The following is a 19,083-nucleotide window of genomic DNA, read 5'->3' as shown; positions in this document are numbered from 1 at the left end:
GAGGGCGGCGAAAAGAGGAATCCCATTCATGAAACACATCATTGCAGTTCTTTTGGAAAACGAACCCGGGGCCCTGTCCCGCGTCGTTGGATTATTTTCGGCCCGTGGCTACAACATCGAGTCCCTGACCGTTGCGCCCACGGAGGACCCCAGCCTGTCGCGCATGACCATCCAGACCACGGGGTCGGACGACGTCATCGAACAAATCACCAAGCACCTGAACCGCCTGATCGAAGTCGTCAAGGTTGTCGACCTGACCGAAGGCTCCTACATCGAGCGTGAGCTGATGATGGTCAAGGTGCGTGCGGTGGGCAAGGAGCGCGAAGAGATGAAACGCATGGCCGACATCTTCCGCGGCCGCATCATCGACGTCACCGACAAGAGTTACACCATTGAACTCACCGGCGACCAGTCCAAGAACGATGCCTTCCTGGAAGCCCTGGAGCGTGCCGCCATTCTGGAAACGGTACGAACCGGTTCCAGCGGTATTGGCCGCGGTGAGCGTATATTGCGAGTCTGATTTTTCCGTAGGTCCGAGCGCGCGTTTCGACAGGCTCAACGCGAACGGACCTGGCTAGTGGCGATCAACGGTCACCGTTCGCCCTGAGCCTGTCGATGGGCATTTCGCCAGCAAACCATTTATTTAGGAGATTGAAATGAAAGTTTTTTACGACAAGGATTGCGACCTGAGTTTGATCAAGGGTAAGACCGTTGCCATCATTGGCTACGGCAGCCAGGGGCACGCCCACGCACAAAATCTGAACGACAGTGGCGTCAAGGTTGTGGTCGGTCTGCGCAAGGGTGGCGCGTCATGGGACAAGGTCGCCAAGGCCGGCCTGAAGGTTGCTGAAGTGAACGAGGCAGTGGCCTCCGCTGACGTGGTCATGATCTTGTTGCCGGACGAAAACATCGCCGGCGTGTACAAAGAGATCGAGTCCAGCCTGAAGCAAGGTGCTTCGCTGGTGTTCGCCCACGGTTTCAACGTGCACTACAACCAGGTCGTGCCCCGTGCCGATCTGGACGTCTGGATGGTGGCGCCCAAGGCCCCCGGCCACACGGTGCGCAACACCTACACCCAGGGTGGCGGCGTGCCCCACCTGATCGCCATCCACCAGGACAAGTCCGGCAAGGCCCGTGACCTGGCCCTGAGCTACGCCATGGCCAACGGTGGCGGCAAGGCTGGCATCATCGAGACCAACTTCAAGGAAGAAACCGAGACCGATCTGTTTGGTGAACAGGCCGTGTTGTGCGGTGGTGCGGTCGAACTGATCAAGATGGGTTACGAGACCCTCACCGAAGCCGGTTACGCGCCTGAAATGGCTTACTTCGAGTGCCTGCACGAGCTCAAGCTCATCGTCGACCTGATCTACGAAGGCGGCATTGCCAACATGAACTACTCTATCTCCAACAACGCGGAGTACGGCGAGTACGTGACCGGTCCTGAAGTCATCAACGACCAGTCCCGTGCAGCCATGCGCAATGCCCTGAAGCGCATCCAGAACGGTGAATACGCCAAGATGTTCATCCAGGAAGGCCGTTTGAACTACCCCAGCATGACGGCCCGCCGCCGCAACACCGCTGACCACTCCATCGAGAAGGTCGGCAGCCAGTTGCGCGCCATGATGCCTTGGATCGCCAAGAACAAGCTGGTGGACCAGTCCCGCAACTGATGCATTTGCGGTTTGCGTGCAAAGGCCACTTCGGTGGCCTTTTTGTATTTTTGGCAGCCGACCGTTACGGCCAAGTGCGCCACCGCTGGCTTACACTTGTAAGCTTGAGTCTTGCTAGGAGAATTTATGCATGATGGCGCGGATTCCGCATCGGCGGATGACGTGAATGTCTTGGTGCGCAAGCGCCGCAAGGGCATTTACATTTTGCCCAACCTGTTCACGCTCGCAGCGTTGTTTGGCGGTTTTTACGCGATTGTGATGGCCATCAACGGCCGGTTTGACCAGGCCGCTGTGGGCATTTTTTGCGCCATGGTGCTGGACAGCCTCGATGGCCGTGTGGCCCGCATGACCAATACGCAGAGCGCCTTCGGTGAACAAATGGATTCGCTGTCGGATATGGTGTCCTTCGGTGCTGCGCCGGCCCTGATCTCCTACGTTTGGGCCTTGCAGGGATTGGGCCGCTGGGGCTGGATTGCGGCCTTTGTGTACTGCGCTTGTGCCGCGTTGCGTTTGGCACGCTTCAACGTCAATACGACGGTGGTGGACAAGCGGTATTTTCAGGGTCTGCCTTCTCCGGCTGCTGCTGCACTGATAGCGGGCTTTATCTGGCTGCTGACCGAAAACGGCCTGAAGGGAACCAGCACGCTGGTGCTGGGCCCCATTGCACTGCCCGTGCCCTGGATGATGTTTGCGTTGGCCTTGTACGCGGGCTTGACCATGGTCACCAACGTGCCGTTCTACAGTTTCAAAGATATCCAGATGAAGCGCAGCGTCCCCTTTGCGGTGACGATTCTCATTGTGTTGGGTTTTGCCGTGGTGACCATTGACCCGCCGACTGTCATGTTCGGTATTTTTGTCCTTTACGGGTTCAGCGGGTACGTCGTGTATGCACGGCGCAGGGCGCGCGGCCAGCAGACCAGCGTGATCAGTACGTCTACCGATGAGCCGGACGAGCGCGGCCTGCACAAGTAGTCCCAACACCAATTTAAGAGTTCCACAGGAGTTACGACATGGCTGACAAATTGATCATTTTTGACACCACTTTGCGTGATGGTGAGCAGTCTCCGGGCGCCTCCATGACCCGCGACGAGAAACTGCGTATTGCCCGCCAGTTGGAGCGCCTGAAGGTGGACGTGATCGAGGCCGGATTTGCCGCCAGCTCCAATGGTGACTTCGACGCGGTGCAGCTGATCGCCAACAACATCAAGGATTCGACGATTTGCTCGCTGTCGCGGGCCAATGACCGGGACATTTCACGGGCCGCAGAGGCGCTCAAAGGCGCCAATCGGGCACGTATTCACACGTTCATCGCCACGTCGGCTCTGCACATGGAAAAGAAGTTGCGCATGACACCGGACCAGGTGTTTGAGCAAGCCAAGCAGTCCGTTCGGTTCGCACGCAATCTGGTGGACGATATTGAATTCAGCCCCGAAGACGGTTACCGCAGCGATGTGGATTTTCTGTGTCGGGTGTTGGAGGCTGTCATCAACGAAGGGGCTACTACCATCAATGTGCCCGACACGGTGGGCTACGCCATTCCTGAGTTGTATGGCAATTTCATAAAGACGCTGCGCGAACGAATCCCCAATTCGGACAAGGCGATCTGGTCTGTGCATTGCCACAACGACCTGGGCATGGCCGTGGCCAACTCGTTGGCAGGCGTCAAGATTGGTGGCGCACGCCAGGTGGAGTGCACGATCAACGGTCTGGGTGAACGAGCCGGCAACTGCAGCCTGGAAGAAATCGTGATGGCGGTCAAAACCCGCAAGGACTATTTCGGACTGGAGTTGGGCATCGATACCCAGCACATCCTGGCCGCCAGCCGTATGGTTAGCCAGACCACCGGTTTTGTCGTGCAGCCCAACAAGGCGGTGGTGGGCGCGAATGCGTTTGCCCATGCATCGGGCATCCACCAGGATGGTGTGCTGAAGGCGCGCGACACCTACGAAATCATGCGTGCTGAAGATGTGGGTTGGACCGCCAACAAGATTGTTTTGGGCAAGCTCAGCGGCCGCAATGCATTCAAGCAACGCCTGCAAGAGTTGGGTGTGCAACTGGATAGCGAAGTGGATGTCAATGCCGCATTTGCACGCTTCAAGGAGCTTGCAGACCGCAAGAGTGAAATTTTTGACGAGGATATTTTGGCCTTGGTGAGCGACGAAAGCGTTACCCACGTCAAAGAACAATATGGTTTTGTGTCCCTGTCCCAGCACAGCGAGACCGGTGAACGCCCGCAGGCCAGCATTGTGTTTACCGTGGATGGCGTGGAAGTGTCAGGCGCATCGGAAGGCAATGGTCCGGTGGATGCATCCCTCAAGGCCATCGAACAACACGTGAAAAGTGGTGCGGAGATGGTGCTGTATTCGGTCAATGCCATCAGCGGTTCCACCGAAAGTCAGGGTGAGGTTACGGTCAGGCTGCAAAACAGCGGCCGTGTTGTCAACGGCGTGGGGTCTGACCCAGATATCGTCGTAGCATCCGCAAAGGCTTATTTAAGCGCCCTGAACAAGCTGCACAGCAAGGCCGAAAGCATCGCGGCCCAGGGTTGAAGTCAGGGTAAGCCCGAATAAGCCAGGTATTTCTTGAAGTTTGTCGCGCAAGTAGTTGATCTTGCGCGACTTTTTTGTTTACACTCCCACTGCAGCCTATCGTATTGACTGATTTATTCGCTCACCAGGTACTGCCGTTGGGATACAACATGAATAGACTACTTTTCCGCTTTGGCGTCCTCGCCATATTCTCATCGCTGATTTTTACATCGGCCCATGCGGAAGTTTCCAAACACCGGTCGGTTACCGCCAAATACAACAAAAAACCCGTTGCAAAAGGGAAGGTTGTTCGGAAGAAAGCGACTTTTCGCGTAGCTGCGGCTCCAAAAGTGCCCTCTTTCGGCCAATTGGCCGGCCTGCACGCGGCGCATGATGTTCTCGACTTGAAGTCCAGTGTTGCCTTGGTCGTAGACCAGGACACGCAGGAAGTGCTCTTTCGCAAGAACGATCTGGCTGTTCTGCCTATTGCATCCATCACCAAGCTGATGACCGGTCTGCTCGTCAGCGAAGCCAAGTTGCCGATGGACGAGATGATCACCATCACGCAGGATGATGTGGACCTGGAAAAAGGCAGTTCTTCCCGCTTGCGGGTTGGTACCGAGTTAAGCCGGGGTGAGTTGTTGCATCTGGCCCTCATGTCCAGTGAAAACCGGGCTGCCAATGCGCTGGGGCGCAGCTATCCCGGTGGCATGCCGGTATTTGTTGGTTTGATGAATGCCCGGGCGAAGGCATTGGGAATGATGGACACCCGGTATGTGGAGCCGACGGGGTTGTCGAGTAAGAACCAGTCCAGCGCGCGTGATCTGGCGACGCTTGTGAGTTTTGCCTATGGTGACCCAACGTTGCGTGAACTGTCGACCTCGACAGGTCACCAGGTCGAAGTGGGGAGCCGCACTCTGCAGTACAACAATACCAATCGCCTGGTCAAGAATCCGGCCTGGGACATCGGTCTGCAAAAGACCGGGTATATCAGTGAAGCCGGTCAGTGTTTGGTCATGCAGGCCAAAGTGGCGGGTCGCAAGCTCATCATGGTGTTTTTGGACTCGGCTGGCAAACTCAGCCGTTTGGGTGACGCTGAGCGGGTGAAGCGCTGGGTGGAGTCCACTCCAACCGCCAAAACAACTCCGGTGGCCAGCTTGGCCTCCGATGCCAAGGTCATCGCCAACTAATTCCTGACGCTCAAGCTGGGCTTGATTTGTGTCCCAGCGTCTCTGAAATCTGTCTCGCCGTTTCCTTCAGCTTGGGCAACCAACCGTCTTCCATACGTTCAGAAGGCGCTGAAATGGAAAGCCCAGCGACCAAACGGTCCTGGTCGTCGTAGATACCTGCTGCCATACAGCGCACACCCAGCTCCAACTCTTCGTTGTCATTGGCTTGGCCATATTGCCGCACCTTGGACAATTCCCTTTCCAGGGTTTCCAGTTGGGTGAGGCTGTTCTTGGTGTGCCCCTGCAAACCGGTACGTGCGGCATAGGCGCGTATGCGCTGGGGGTCATCCGCAGCGAGGAATAACTTGCCTACCGATGTGAGGTGCAGGGGTGCCCGCCCACCGATAGCCCGTACCACCTGCATGCCCGACCTTTCACTGAATGCACGCTCCACATAGACGATTTCGTCGCCTTGGCGCACACTCAGGTTGACTGGCTGCTGTGTCAGCTTGTGCAGTTCCCGCATAGGCACCACGGCCGCGTCGCGTACATTCAGCCGCCCTTTGACCAGGTTCCCCAATTCGAGCAAACGCATCCCGAGGCGATAACTCCCCGGTTGTGTGCGATCTACAAAACGGCCGGTTGCCAAGTCGTTCAGGATACGGTGCGCGGTGGATGGATGCAGGCCGGCTTTCTCGCTGATGTCCTTGAGACTCATGGAGTCTTCGCGTGAAGCCAGAACGTCAATGAGCGTGAACATGCGCTCGATGACCTGGACCGTTGGCTTGCTGGGGATGTCGGATATGGGTTTTGTCATGGTGGGTACTTAGTCTTCTATCTTATCGCGCGGCATCGCATCGTATTGACACCATTGGCCGTCCACCAGAATCTGCATGGGCGCAAACCGCGCCTTGTAGTTCATTTTTGGGCTGTCTTGTATCCAATAGCCCAGGTACACAAACGCAAGTCCCAATTGGCGCGCCTGTTGGATTTGCCAGAGCACATTAAATGTGCCGAAACTGGCAGCCTCGTCTGGCTCAAAAAATGTATAAACCGCCGACAAACCATCGTCCAGCACGTCAAGAATGGACACCATCTTGAGGGGGCCGGGTGATCCATCGGCCTGGGCCTCCCTGAATTCGACCAGCCGGGAGTTGACCCGGCTCTGCAGCAAAAACTGCGTGTACTGGTCCACACTGTCTTCATCCATGCCACCGCCCGCGTGGCGGCTATTTTGATAGCGCAGGTACAGGGCATAGTGTTCCGGCACAAAGCCCAACTTGAGCACTCGCGCTTGCAGGCCTTGGTGGCGATTCCAGGCGCGGCGTTGGCTGCGATTGGGCTTGAAGTCATTCGCAATGACGCGCAAGGGTGTGCAGGCCTGGCAGCCGTCACAGTAGGGGCGGTAGGTGAACATGCCGCTGCGCCGAAACCCTTTGCTTACCAACTCAGAGTAGGTGGAGTTGTTGATCAGATGGCTGGGTGTGGCCACCTGCGAGCGTGCCTGCCGATCTGGCAGGTAACTGCATTCGTAGGGCGCCGTTGCGTAAAACTGCAGCGCCTGTAGCGGAAAGTCTTTAAGGTCTGTCACAGGTGAGGCATCAGGCAGACAAAATGTGATTCCAGTATAGGGGTGTGAAGCGCCATTCCAGTTCGGCTGCAGACTGTGTCCGGCGGATGTGTGACAAAAAGCGACTCCTTGGCATTTCGGCAGCGCCCAGGGAAGCCAAATGTGCCGTGTTTTGCTGGCAATCGATCAGTTCAACACCTTGGTGGCGACAAAACCCCACCAAGGCCGCCAGTGCGATCTTCGAGGCATCGGGTACTTGGGTGAACATGGATTCTCCAAAAACCGACTTTCCGAGGGCGACACAGTACAGCCCCCCCACCAAATTACGGCCCACCCAGGTTTCCACACTGTGGGCGTGCCCCGCTGCATGCAAACGGATGTAGGCCTCGACCATAGGTGGCAGTATCCAGGTTCCCGGCTGGCCACGGCGCGAAACCTGCGCGCAGTTGCTGATGACTTCCGCAAACGCGGTGTCAAACCGAATCTCACACTGTGCCGTTTTGACGAACCGTGTGAGTGTTTTGCGCAGGGAGCGGTGGAGTTGGAAGTTGGCCACTTGCAAGACCATGCGCGGATCGGGGCTCCACCACAGGTGGGGCTGCCCCTCGCTAAACCACGGAAAAATCCCGCTGGCATAGGCGTTGAGCAGGCTATTGGTAGTTAAATCACCACCGGCAGCCAGCAGACCCGGTGCTTCGGATTCCGGACCCCAGGCGGTATTGACGTCAGGAAAAGAATCGCCGGGCTCCAGCCAGGGCAAAGTAGTGGTTGGCTTGGGCATGGAATGTTGTAGACACCGAACGAAATAGGAAATATATTACTGCGCGGAAAAAGACACGGCTTTGATGCGGTTAGAATACTAGCTGTCGGCGTGTAGCGCAGCCTGGTAGCGCACCTGCTTTGGGAGCAGGGGGTCCAAGGTTCGAATCCTTGTACGCCGACCACTATTGCAAGAGACAGGCCCCGAAGTTGTGAGACTCTGGGGCCTTTTTCGTTTCTTGGCCAAGCTCGCAGTTTTGTGGATAGGCACGCTTGTGTCAGTCCCTTTTTTGTGCGACTCTGACCTACCGCCAGTGCGGTTGAATCTCAGTGCTTCACGCAACAGTCATTTGTTAGAATACCCCTTCGTCTGGTAGGCATTTGACACCACGGGAGGTGGTTGTAAGCTAGATCACTCCATTGGGTCGCAATTTCTTCGCGCTAACTATATATTTCAAAATTCGCGCGAACTATGACTGTTCAGTTTTTTGTTGAACGTTGGGCTGCTTGGGCCCCTGGGCTGTGCGACCAAGCGGCTTGGCGGGCATGGCTGCGCCAGCCACACACAATACTTTTTCAGGATGAACCGGCGCTGCTCGAAATGCCGGCGATGATCCGTCGCAGAGTGGAACGACTTGGGCGAGTCGCGCTACAAGCAACGTACTGGGGGCAGGGCGAGGCCCACCCCTGCCCCATAGTGTTCGCCTCGCGTCGTGGCGACATCAGCCGCTCACTTCAGCTGCTGCATCAGCTTGCGATAGGAGAGCCGCTCTCGCCTGCAGCATTTAGTATGTCCGTTCACAATGCGATCGGCGCTTTGTACTCCATTGCTACTGCGCATACGGGGCCATACACAGCGGTTGCAGCCGGGGAGGAAACGATCGAGGCGGCCTTTGTCGAAGCGATTGGACAACTGGTCGACGGTGAGTCCGAGGTCTTGTTGGTGTACTACGACGAACCCATGCCCGCGCCCTATGATGTTTTCCAGGACCGCCCTGAGTTTGCGCGTGCGATGGCGTATCGCATCCGTTTGGTAGAGTCCGGTGGCTGCAGTTTGCAGGCCGGCCCAACTGTTGATCGATTGGGAGACCGCGACGAACCAACGGCGTTGCCCTCTGATCTGGCTGCGCTCAAATTCCTCGTCTCGGATGGTGACAGCCAATACGTTCACGCGGTGGGAGCCCGACGCTGGGTATGGAGTCGCCATGCTTGAACGAATAGACCAATGCTGGCGCGTGGTTGCGACGGCGATTGCCTTTAGTGTGTTCGGTCTCGGTGGCGTGGCTCTGCGCGTGGTTGCCTTTCCTTTTCTTGCTTTTTTTGTATGGGACCGCGGGCACCGCATCAAATACGCGAGGTTGACCATTCACTACGCGTTTCGTGCATTTATCGGATTGATGCGTGCACTGGGGATTCTGCGCTACCGCATTGAAGGTCTCGAAAAACTGGGTCGTGGCGGGCAGTTGGTGCTAGCCAACCATCCAACACTGATTGATGTAGTGTTCCTGATCTCACTGCTTCCCAATGCGGATTGCGTAGTCAAATCAAGTTTGGCGCGAAATCCCTTTACACGGGGGCCAGTGCGGGCCACGAATTACATCTGCAACGACGTCGGTGCGGATCTGGTCCAAGACTGTATTGCATCGGTCAAGATGGGAAACAGCCTGGTCATTTTTCCTGAAGGGACTCGTACCCCCGTTGGTGGCGTGATGACTTTGCAGCGTGGCGCTGCGAACATTGCGGTACGCGGCGCCTGTGACATCACCCCCGTAACCATCCGTTGTGTGCCGCTAAGTTTGACAAAGGGACTGCCGTGGTGGAAGGTGCCACGTCAGCGCATGCAGTTCACCATTACCGTGCACGATCCGATAGCAGTTGCGCCATTTATTGAACGCGCTGAAGGTGAGGTCGCTATTGCGGCACGTCGCCTGACGCATCATCTCCAACACTATTTTTCTACGGAGGTCTTGACACATGCAGGCACTTGAACAAGAAATTACTGCGCTCGTCATTGAGTCATTGAACTTGGAAGATGTCAGTCCCACCGATATTGACCCAGACGCCGCGTTGTTCGTCGATGGATTAGGTCTGGACTCTATCGATGCGCTGGAGCTTGGTTTGGCTCTTCAAAAGCGTTATGGCGTGGCTATGTCCGGCGATGCCCAGGAAACGCGGCGTCACTTTTCCAGCGTGCGCGCGTTGGCAGCATTTGTTGACGCTGCCAGAACCAAGTAAATATAACTACGAACATTATGACGGTGCTGTTCATCGCATTAGGTAGCCAACCATGACCAAGCAAGAATTATTTGACCATTTAGTCGCCATACTCCACGAAACTTTTGATATCGAAGCTGCGAACATCAAACCTGAATCGCGCCTGTACGAAGATCTGGATATCGACAGTATCGACGCGGTGGACCTGTTGGTGAAACTAAAACCCATTGTGGGAAAACGGATGCAACCCGACGCCTTCAAATTGGTTCGGACCATCCAGGATGTAGTGGATGCTGTGCATAGTTTGCTAGATAGTGCGTCTCCCGCCTGATCCATCCCAATGCGGACTTTCGGGCTTACGCTTTTGACATTGGCCTACCCAGTGCTGGTTTATTTTGGCCTAGGGCATGAGGTCGAACCGCGCTGGCTGGCGTTGTTGTTGGTCTTTATTGCCTTGATGCGCGCAGCATTTGGTCGCGAGCGTGTGTGGTTGGCGGCGGCAGGTGGCGCCCTTGTGTTGGCTGCGCTCAGCTTTTGGGGCAATCATGCGATGCCGCTCAAGCTGTATCCGCTACTTGTCAGTGCGACTTTACTGTGCGTTTTTTCCATCAGCTTGGTGTATCCACCAACCGTGATCGAACGCTTGGCACGCCTGCAAGAACCGGATTTACCCGCGGCTGGTGTGGCCTACACACGGCGCGTCACGCAAGTTTGGTGTGGTTTTTTCATCGTCAATGGCAGTGTTTCCTTGTTGACGGCTTTGTTTGCTTCGGACGCCGGGTGGGCGTTGTACAACGGCGTGATTAGCTACGCATTGATGGGCTTGTTGTTTGTCGGTGAATGGTTGATTCGCAAGCGGGTAAAGGCGAAGGCTCACGATGCCTGAGTTCTTGGACATCGCCGAGTTGATGCGCCTCGGGCGGGCGGTTGACCATCCCGTCGCATTGCGCGGGCCTATCCGCTTGAGTTTCTCAACTTTCGAGCGGGATGTTGCCGCCTGGCATCGGGCGTTTGCAATGCATAGTGGCACTCGCTTTGCACTCTATTTTCAAGACACCTACGCTTTTGCGACGGCACTGTTGGGCGCTTGGCATGCCAATAAGACGGTGTTCTTACTGGCGGATGCTTTACCTGCCAATGTTGCGGGTTTGCAGTCGGAGTCCTTGGTTGATGGTTTTGCCGGCGACATTTCGGGTGTCTTGTGTGTCCAGCCGATCACTGATGGTGCTATTCCGGCTTGGCAAACACTGGACAGGCTGTGCCCAGCACTGGTGGTGTACACCTCTGGATCCAGCGGACCACCCGTAGCCATTCGCAAGCGCCTGTCCCAGCTTTTTGATGAAGTCAGTGCATTGGCACAATGTTTTGACAACCGGCTTGGTGATGCATGCATTTGCGCTACGGTTTCTCATCAACACATTTACGGACTCTTGTTTGCCGTATTGCTGCCGCTGGCGACTGGTCGCCCTTTTTCCGCCCAGCGCCTGGTATTTGCAGAAGACATTGCAACTGAACTGGCCCAAAGTGGCGTCCGCGCACTGATTGCCAGTCCTGCGCACTTAAAACGGTTGCCTGACCAGTTGCCTTGGAGCCAGGTACAGCAAAATTTGTGTGCAGTTTTCTCCTCTGGAGGCCCTCTACCAGATGAAGCCTTGCCTGTGTGCCTGCGGTTGCTGGGGCAAACTCCCATCGAGGTCTACGGAAGTTCTGAGACTGGTGGAGTGGCTTGGCGCCAACGGCAACCGGATGGAATATTCGCGTGGCAAGTGCTGCCTGGCGTAGAGATCAGGTTTGATGATGACGCCTTGCAGGTTCGCTCGGCACACACTGACTCTGCGGGTTGGCAGACGATGTCAGACCGTGTGCGCGTGGTCCAGGGCGGATTCGAGTTGCTGGGTCGTTCTGACCGTGTCTTCAAAATTGAAGAGAAGCGTGTTTCACTGAATGCAGTAGAGCAGGAACTACTGCGCACTGGGCTGGTTGATGAAGTTCGCGTGTTGGTACAGATCGGGCAACGTACGCAGCTGATCGTTGCTGCCGTGCCGAGCAATGCGGGCTGGTCTGTATTTGAGCAGGGCGGCAAACAGTCACTTAACGCGCGCTTGCGCGCGGCACTAGAACGGGTCATCGAGCCCAGTGTTTTGCCGCGGCGGTGGCGGTATGTTTCGGCGCTACCTGTCAACGCACAGGGCAAAACAACGGAAGCCGATCTTTTGGCCTTGTTTGATTCCAGACGCCCCCATACTCGTTTATTGACGCGTTCCGCGGACACGGTATCGCTGCAAATCGAGCTCAGGCCGGAGTCGCCTTATTTCGACGGCCATTTCACGGGTGCTCCGATTCTCCCGGGGGTTGTCCAGTTGGATTGGGTTGTGTTGTTCGGGCGAGAGTACTTTGAGTTGCCGCCTAATTTTCTGCGCATGGAAGCTGTCAAATTTCAGCAAGTCATCAAGCCGGGTGTACCGATTGAAATGGCTATTCAGTTTGAGGCTGAACGCGGGCGGCTGAGCTTCGCGTTGCATTCGGCTGCAGGCCCACATGCAAGTGGTCGCATTATTTTTGGATCCGCGGAATGAATGTCTGTGCAGTCATACCGGTCTACAACCACGGCGCTGCCATTGGTGCGGTTGTGCATTCGGTATTGGTCCATGGCCTGCCATGTGTCCTGGTGGATGATGGTAGCGATGCGGGATGCGCGCGCGTGTTGTCTGACATCGCGTCGGTGCATCCCGGGCGTGTGGTGTTGACCCGGTTGCCGGTGAACCAGGGTAAGGGTGGAGCCATGATGGCAGGACTGCGTTTGGCACTCCAACAGGGTTACAGCCATGCCTTGCAGATAGATGCCGATGGGCAGCACAACGTAGAAGATGTTCCTGCCTTTTTGGCTGCATCCCGGTTGTACCCGGATCGCGTGATATGCGGTTGCCCCATATATGACGGCAGCGTTCCCAAGGGACGTTTGTACGGTCGCTATCTGACCCACGTCTGGGTATGGATCAATACCCTTTCGTTTGCCATACGGGACTCTATGTGTGGTTTTCGGGTTTATCCACTCTCTGCTACCGTGGCGCTGATTGATGCGACCTCTATAGGCCGACGTATGGACTTTGATGTGGAGATACTGGTTCGACTGCATTGGCGTGGCATAGGGAATGTGAACCAGCCCACGCGTGTGAGTTATCCCACTGACGGTGTGTCTCATTTTCGCGTCTGGCTGGACAATGTGTTGATTTCGCGCATGCACGCGAAGCTGTTTCTAGGCATGTTGTTACGCTTGCCCGCATTGCTCTGGCGTAAGGCGCGGACATGACCACCACCGTTGACAAAAATCCACATTGGGCCGAAATAGGCGAAAGCACCTTTGTTGCTGGGATTTGGTTGTTGTACTGGATTCACCGCGTTTTGGGGCGTTGGCCGTTTCGTATCTGCATCTATCCTGTAGTTGCAGTGCACTGGTGGACACGGCCTCTTGTGCGCAAATCATCACAGCAGTATTTTGAACGTCTTCAGGCACATACTGGCGCACTGGGCCACAGCCCCAACTGGCGTGACGGAATCCGGCATCTAGCCCTCTTTGCGGAAACAATGCTGGACAAATTGGTGGCTGCTTCGGGCCGCTATCCGGTCGACCGGGTTAAAAGCACCGGACGCGAGGCGGTTTATGCCACTGCACAAAGTGGCCGTGGCGGCCTTATCGTTACAGCCCATATGGGCTGCCTTGAGCTCTGCCGAAACATCGAGCAAAGCCAGGGTCTGTTGCGGTTGAACGTACTGGTGCACACGCGCCACGCAGAACAGTTCAACCGGGTGCTGAAGCGACTCAATCCTTGCAACGATCTCAAGTTAATCGAAGTAACAGAAGTCGGCCCCGCCACTGCTGTGTTACTGGCCGAGAAAGTGGCCGCAGGTGAGTTTATTGCCATTGCTGGGGACCGCATACCGGTGTTTGCCAGCAAAACGGTGGACGCCATGTTTTTGGGGCATTCAGCGCCGCTTCCAGTTGGGCCCTATGTATTGGCCCATTTGCTGCAATGCCCGGTTTACATGCTGGGTTGTATCCACGAAGGCCTGGGCTACCGCCTGCATTTCAAACAGCTTGCTGAGCGTGTGCAGTTGCCCCGGCGCGAACGTGATGTTGCGCTAGCCTCGTATGCCCAGCATTATGCGGACACGTTGACAGATTTACTGGTGCAGTCGCCATACGACTGGTTCAATTTTTTCCCCTTTTGGGACCAAGCAGCGAATCCTACACATGCCTCCATCCAATCCTGAAGCCGTCGTTTTTGACGGCAGCCGCCTCTGCATTGAAGATGTGGTGGCCATTGCGCAGCAAAGTCGCATCGCACATCTCTCTGTGCAAGCGGAGTTTCGTGAACGAATTGCGCGCGGAGCTGAATTCCTGGACCGCTTGTTGGCGGAAGATGGTGTCATCTACGGCGTGACCACGGGTTATGGCGATTCCTGCACCGTCAGCATTCCATCGGCCCTGGTCAATGAGCTCCCGCACCATCTTTATGCCTACCATGGTTGCGGCCTGGGCCGTTTTCTCACACCGCAGGAAACACGTGCAGTACTGGTAGCGCGCATGGCGTCGTTGGCGCGCGGCATGTCTGGCGTCAGCGTGGGTCTGCTGGAGCAAATTGCAGCGTTGTTGCGCCACGATGTGCTCCCGCTGATACCGGCCGAAGGGTCGGTCGGTGCCAGCGGCGATCTGACCCCCTTGTCGTATTTGGCTGCTGTCTTATGTGGTGAGCGTGACGTGTTGTACCAAGGCGAGGTCCGACCGGCTGCTGGCGTGTTGAATGCATTGGGTATTGCCCCGCTGTGGCTTCGCCCCAAGGAGGGCTTGGCCATCATGAACGGAACCGCCGTGATGACCGCGTTGGCTTGCCTCGCATGGCAACGCGCCAGCTACCTCAGCAAGCTGGCGACGCGCATCACTGCCCTGAACGTGTGGGGCAGCGCCGGCAATGCCCACCACTTTGATGAAGTGCTGTTCTCGGTTAAACCCCATGCCGGTCAACAATTGGCCGCTGCCCGTATGCGTGAAGATCTGGCCTGCGACCAGCCCAGCCGCAATGAACAGCGTTTGCAAGATCGGTATTCCTTGCGCTGCGCACCCCACGTCATTGGTGTGCTGGAAGATGCCCTTCCGTTCTTCCGTACGCAGATTGAGAATGAACTCAATAGTGCCAATGACAACCCGATAGTGGATGCGGACAATGAAAGAGTGCTCCACGGTGGGCACTTCTACGGTGGTCACATTGCGTTCACCATGGACGGACTCAAGAACGCGGTTGCCAATGTAGCGGATCTGTTGGACCGCCAACTGGCGCTCTTGGTGGACACCCGCTTTAACCACGGTTTGCCGAGCAACTTGTCGGGAGCCACAGGCCCGCGTGCGGCCATCAACCACGGCTTGAAGGCGTTGCAAATCAGCGTCTCCGCATGGACCGCAGAGGCCTTGAAGTTGACCATGCCCGCATCGGTGTTCAGTCGTTCAACCGAGTGCCACAACCAGGATAAAGTCAGTATGGGCACGATTGCCGCCCGTGATTGCTTGCGCGTACTGGAGCTGACCGAACAGGTGATCGCTGCCATGCTGATCGCTGCACGCCAGGCAGTAGAGCTGCGCCAGCGCGACCATGCAGGCGTCGCACTGCCCGAGAGGTTGGCTACCATGCATGCGGATCTATCGCAGCGCATTCCGCTGGTGGTGGAAGACCGGGCGCTGGACCATGAATTGATTGCGCTCCTTGGTGCGATACGCAGCGAAGCCTGGAGCCTGTATGCGCCCTGATCTGAGCAACGAAATTGAGTTATCGCCAGCATTCCACGATTTGGACCCGATGGACATCGTCTGGCATGGCAACTACGTGAAGTACCTCGAATTGGCGCGTTGTGCCTTGCTCGCCAAGTTTGGCTACGACTACCCCCAGATGCGTGATTCGGGCTATGCATGGCCCATCGTGGACATGCGCCTCAAGTACGTAAAGACAACTGAATTTGGTCAACGTATCCGCATCCGTGCCGAGATTGTTGAATGGGAGAACCGACTCAAAATCGAGTACCTGATTTCTGATGCCCTGACCGGCAACAAGATCAACAAGGCCTACACCATTCAAGTAGCCGTGGACATGACCAGCCGTGAGATGCAATACCTGTGTCCCGATGTGTTGTGGCGCAAGCTGGGAGTGGAGTCGGCATGAAGCAAATCGGGCTTGGATGCATGTTGTTTCTTTTGGCGCTCGCCTCCCATGCGGCGGACCTGATGGTGGATGTTCGTTCGCGCCTGGGCCAGCCTGCCGTGCTGCGCGGCGAATTCGAACAGAGCAAACAGGTTGCGGGCTTTAAAAAGGCCTTGTTATCAAAAGGCGACTTTCTGGTGGCCCGTGACCGGGGTGTGATCTGGCGCACCCGTGAACCATTTGCCAGCGTGTTGAAACTCACGCCCCATGAGATTGTGGCGACACAAGGAAGTGAGATCGCATTCAGGCTTTCAGCCAATACGGAACCTAGCGTGCGTGTCATCAATGGATTGATGTTTTCCATGCTCAATGGCGACATAGCTGCGTTGGCCGAGCAATTCAAGATTGCAGGCACTGCAGAGGCCAAGTCCTGGTCCCTGACCTTGGTGCCCAAGCAAGCAGCCTTTGCAAAAATACTGACTCGAATTGAGCTCAGCGGGGACGTGTACGTGCGGCGGATTGCCATGGACGAAGCCAATGGTGATCGAACGGTGATCCAATTCCACAAACAAACCCCAGAGCCAGCCAAACTCAGTGCAGATGAGGTTGCCCAGTTTGATTGAACCGCATCTATCCGTGTCTCGCACCCGCTGGCTTGCTTTGGGCTGGCTTGTGTTGGTGCTGGCCATGCTCGGCCACAACGCCTGGTTGTGGACTGGCGCCAGGCTGCAACTCGATACCGATGTGCTTGCCATGCTGCCGCTGGATGAGCGCGATGCAACGGTGCAGCATGTCACGCGCCAGCTCACCGACTCAGCCTCTCGGCGGATCGTAGTGCTGGTGGGCGGTGGCGATTGGTCTGGCGCACGGCGGGCTGCAGATGCCTATGCCCAGGCGCTGTCCCCGTACGACCAGGTGGTTTCTGTGCGATACCGTGTGGACGACGCGATGGCAGCGCAAATGGTGGATTTCTTTCAACCGTGGCGCAACCAATTATTGACAACCCAGCAGCGTCACATGCTGGGCAGCCAGCCGCCGGAGCAACTCGCTGCCCGCGCAGTTGAAGCACTGTATCGCCCAATGGGAATGCCGCGTGTGGGGGTGTGGGGCGATGACCCCCTGAACCTCTTTGGCACTTGGCTGGCGACACGCGCTGGCGAGAGCCGGGTGCGTGTAGCGGACGGGCGCCTGTCACTCGTGGACGGGGAACGCCATTACGCACTTTTAATGCTGGATCAGCGTGGCTCTGCGTTCTCGATGGCTGCGCAAGAGGCGTTGATGCCGATTCTTGCCCATGCCAAGCAGCAGGCCGGTGGCGCAATGCCAACGGTCGAAGTCCTCGCCATTGGCGTCCCTTTGTACGCTGCTGCTGCCGCCGCGCAAGGGCAGCACGAAATGCACACCATTGGCGCCGGGTCTCTGCTGGGCATTGTGCTCTTGACTTTGTTTGCGTTCAGTGCGATCCGCCCGCGTCTGCTCGTCACCTTGTCCATTGCTGTGGGGTTGATGGCTGCTATATCGGTGTGTGTGCTGTTGTTCGAGCGCCTGCACCTGATCACACTGGTGTTTGGTGCCAGTTTGGTGGGCGTTGCGGAAAACTATGGCACCAATTACTTCAGCAACCGCCTGGGGCGAGACCCTTCCGAACGCTGGCACATGCTGCGTGAGCAGGGCTCTGTGATGTGGCTTGCCATGCTGACTACCGCGATTGGTTACGCCCTGTTGGCGTTGACGCCATTTCCGGGTTTGCGCCAGATCGCGGTGTTTTCTGCGGTGGGATTGTTGGCGGCCTTTGTCACTGTCTTGTGGTGGTTCCCCTTTCTGGACCGAGGCACCATGGGTGCGACGCGACTGGCGTTGTGGATAGGCAGCCGCCGCGCACTATGGCCGGTGCTGGGCCGCAACCGCTTTACGTTGGTTTTTTCACTGCTTGCCATCACCCTGCTGGTGCTGGGTGCCCGCTCGATTCGGGTGAATGACGACATTCGCTTGCTGCAAAACGCACCGCCGGAGTTGATCAACCAGCAGATGCGGATTGGCAAACTGCTGCAGTTGCCCAGCCCGGGGCAGTTCTATCTGGTACAGGGCAGCAACCAGGAGGAAGTGCTGACGCGTGAGGAAGCGCTGAAAGCACAACTCGACACCCTGCAGGCTCATGGAGGCTTGTCCGGCTACCAGGCTATTTCAGACTGGGTACCCTCCGCCCGCCAACAGGGGGCAGATGCGGCTATGGTCGAACGTGTCGTCCAAGGAGCGGCTGGCGTAAGGGCTTTGGCGATGGCGAAACTGGGTGAGACTGCGAAACCGATGGCTGTGCCAGCTCCAATTGAACCTCTGCGTCTGGACGCCTGGTTGAGCAGCACAGCATCGGAACCGTTTCGCCAGCAGTGGCTGGGGCGTTTTGGAGACGGCTATGCCAGCATTGTGTTGCTGCGCGGAATCGATGGGGCAGACAAACTGGAGCGTGCGGCCGCACTTGCCCCTGGATTACCTGGGGTGCGGTGGGTGGATACCGTTGCGCAAGTATCTGATGTCATGGCGCGGTACCGTTACCGCATGGGTGGTGTCATTGCCGCCAGTTATGGCTTGGTGTTTGCCGCTTTGGCCTGGCGCTTTGGCCGGAAGGCATGGCGGGCACTGTTGCCAACCGCGTTGGCGAGTTGCCTGACGTTGTCCTTGTTGGCCGTGTTAGGGCAGCCTCTGCAGCTGTTTAATGTGTTGGCGTTGTTGTTGATTCTGGGGATGGGCGTGGACTACGGCATATTTATGCTGGAGCAACCTGACCGCGACGCAGTCCGCCCATTTTTATCGGTCACGTTGGCCGCCGCCAGTACGCTGCTGGCCTTTGGGCTTTTGGCCTTGTCGGCAACGCCAGCCTTGCGCGCCTTTGGTCTGACCATGCTGTTCGGCATCGGCCTGAGTTGGCTGCTGACGCCTCTGTTTTTACCTGCCACGATAAAACCAATACAGAAAGTAGAGTAACCC

General features: G+C 56.8%; 20 protein-coding genes and 1 tRNA gene. 18 read left to right on the top strand and 3 right to left on the bottom strand.

The window, feature by feature from the left end:
* Positions 1-28 precede the first annotated feature (28 nt).
* The 5 genes from ilvN to pbpG all read left to right on the top strand — a co-directional run bounded on the left by ilvN (position 29) and on the right by pbpG (position 5,388).
* Entirely contained in the window at positions 29-520 is a 492-nt protein-coding gene (gene ilvN, locus HZ993_RS05160; RefSeq protein ID WP_209396191.1) for an acetolactate synthase small subunit, read from the top strand.
* Positions 521-656: 136 nt separating this feature from the next.
* Positions 657-1,670 carry a ketol-acid reductoisomerase gene (gene ilvC, locus HZ993_RS05155; RefSeq protein WP_209396190.1) on the top strand — a complete coding sequence of 338 codons (1,014 nt, stop codon included), beginning with the start codon at positions 657-659 and terminating at the stop codon, positions 1,668-1,670.
* Between the two features lie 126 nt (positions 1,671-1,796).
* Complete coding sequence (gene pssA, locus HZ993_RS05150) at positions 1,797-2,642, top strand: CDP-diacylglycerol--serine O-phosphatidyltransferase (RefSeq protein WP_209396189.1); 846 nt, start codon at positions 1,797-1,799, stop codon at positions 2,640-2,642.
* 38 nt (positions 2,643-2,680) lie between these two features.
* On the top strand, positions 2,681-4,219 hold the full coding sequence (locus HZ993_RS05145) for a 2-isopropylmalate synthase (RefSeq protein ID WP_209396188.1): 1,539 nt from the start codon (positions 2,681-2,683) through the stop codon (positions 4,217-4,219).
* Between the two features lie 149 nt (positions 4,220-4,368).
* A complete protein-coding gene (pbpG, locus tag HZ993_RS05140; RefSeq protein WP_209398286.1) occupies positions 4,369-5,388 on the top strand; it encodes a D-alanyl-D-alanine endopeptidase in 1,020 nt (339 codons plus the stop codon).
* Positions 5,389-5,398: 10 nt separating this feature from the next.
* On the opposite strand, the gene HZ993_RS05135 is transcribed toward pbpG, so the two are convergent.
* Genes HZ993_RS05135 through aat form a run of 3 tightly spaced genes read right to left on the bottom strand, consistent with a single transcriptional unit; the run spans position 5,399 to position 7,718 of the window.
* The gene (locus HZ993_RS05135) at positions 5,399-6,184 is read right to left on the bottom strand and encodes an IclR family transcriptional regulator (protein WP_209396187.1); all 786 of its coding nucleotides are present in this window, start codon (positions 6,182-6,184) and stop codon (positions 5,399-5,401) included.
* 9 nt (positions 6,185-6,193) lie between these two features.
* Entirely contained in the window at positions 6,194-6,958 is a 765-nt protein-coding gene (locus HZ993_RS05130) for an arginyltransferase (protein WP_209396186.1), read from the bottom strand.
* Between the two features lie 10 nt (positions 6,959-6,968).
* Complete coding sequence (gene aat, locus HZ993_RS05125; RefSeq protein ID WP_209396185.1) at positions 6,969-7,718, bottom strand: leucyl/phenylalanyl-tRNA--protein transferase; 750 nt, start codon at positions 7,716-7,718, stop codon at positions 6,969-6,971.
* An 86-nt stretch (positions 7,719-7,804) separates the two neighbouring features.
* On the opposite strand from aat, the gene HZ993_RS05120 reads away from it, so the two are divergent.
* The 13 genes from HZ993_RS05120 (at position 7,805) to HZ993_RS05060 (ending at position 19,080) form a co-directional block, all read left to right on the top strand.
* Positions 7,805-7,881 (top strand) — tRNA-Pro (locus tag HZ993_RS05120).
* Positions 7,882-8,168: 287 nt separating this feature from the next.
* Entirely contained in the window at positions 8,169-8,909 is a 741-nt protein-coding gene (locus HZ993_RS05115; RefSeq protein ID WP_209396184.1) for a beta-ketoacyl synthase chain length factor, read from the top strand.
* Complete coding sequence (locus tag HZ993_RS05110) at positions 8,902-9,684, top strand: 1-acyl-sn-glycerol-3-phosphate acyltransferase (protein WP_209396183.1); 783 nt, start codon at positions 8,902-8,904, stop codon at positions 9,682-9,684. Before HZ993_RS05115 ends, HZ993_RS05110 begins: the two co-directional genes overlap by 8 nt.
* Entirely contained in the window at positions 9,671-9,931 is a 261-nt protein-coding gene (locus HZ993_RS05105; RefSeq protein ID WP_209396182.1) for a phosphopantetheine-binding protein, read from the top strand. The genes HZ993_RS05110 and HZ993_RS05105 overlap by 14 nt, the downstream gene beginning before the upstream one ends.
* 52 nt (positions 9,932-9,983) lie before the next feature.
* On the top strand, positions 9,984-10,241 hold the full coding sequence (locus tag HZ993_RS05100; RefSeq protein WP_209396181.1) for an acyl carrier protein: 258 nt from the start codon (positions 9,984-9,986) through the stop codon (positions 10,239-10,241).
* 9 nt (positions 10,242-10,250) lie between these two features.
* The gene (locus HZ993_RS05095; protein ID WP_209396180.1) at positions 10,251-10,796 is read left to right on the top strand and encodes a hypothetical protein; all 546 of its coding nucleotides are present in this window, start codon (positions 10,251-10,253) and stop codon (positions 10,794-10,796) included.
* On the top strand, positions 10,789-12,486 hold the full coding sequence (locus HZ993_RS05090; protein WP_209396179.1) for an AMP-binding protein: 1,698 nt from the start codon (positions 10,789-10,791) through the stop codon (positions 12,484-12,486). Before HZ993_RS05095 ends, HZ993_RS05090 begins: the two co-directional genes overlap by 8 nt.
* On the top strand, positions 12,483-13,220 hold the full coding sequence (locus HZ993_RS05085) for a glycosyltransferase family 2 protein (RefSeq protein ID WP_209396178.1): 738 nt from the start codon (positions 12,483-12,485) through the stop codon (positions 13,218-13,220). Before HZ993_RS05090 ends, HZ993_RS05085 begins: the two co-directional genes overlap by 4 nt.
* Entirely contained in the window at positions 13,217-14,182 is a 966-nt protein-coding gene (locus HZ993_RS05080) for an acyltransferase (RefSeq protein WP_209396177.1), read from the top strand. The genes HZ993_RS05085 and HZ993_RS05080 overlap by 4 nt, the downstream gene beginning before the upstream one ends.
* Positions 14,163-15,710, top strand: a complete 1,548-nt coding sequence (gene hutH, locus HZ993_RS05075; protein ID WP_209396176.1) for a histidine ammonia-lyase — start codon at positions 14,163-14,165, stop codon at positions 15,708-15,710. The genes HZ993_RS05080 and hutH overlap by 20 nt, the downstream gene beginning before the upstream one ends.
* Positions 15,700-16,119 (top strand): thioesterase family protein, encoded by a 420-nt coding sequence (locus HZ993_RS05070; protein ID WP_209396175.1) that lies wholly within the window; start codon positions 15,700-15,702, stop codon positions 16,117-16,119. Before hutH ends, HZ993_RS05070 begins: the two co-directional genes overlap by 11 nt.
* A 20-nt stretch (positions 16,120-16,139) precedes the next feature.
* Entirely contained in the window at positions 16,140-16,721 is a 582-nt protein-coding gene (locus HZ993_RS05065) for an outer membrane lipoprotein carrier protein LolA (RefSeq protein ID WP_209396174.1), read from the top strand.
* 13 nt (positions 16,722-16,734) lie between these two features.
* A complete protein-coding gene (locus HZ993_RS05060; RefSeq protein ID WP_209396173.1) occupies positions 16,735-19,080 on the top strand; it encodes an MMPL family transporter in 2,346 nt (781 codons plus the stop codon).
* Positions 19,081-19,083: the final 3 nt, after the last annotated feature.

Source organism: Rhodoferax sp. AJA081-3 (assembly GCF_017798165.1).
Lineage (GTDB): Bacteria > Pseudomonadota > Gammaproteobacteria > Burkholderiales > Burkholderiaceae_C > Allorhodoferax.
Note: the sequence above shows the minus strand (reverse complement) of the source record. Positions and strands in the feature narration are given on the sequence as shown.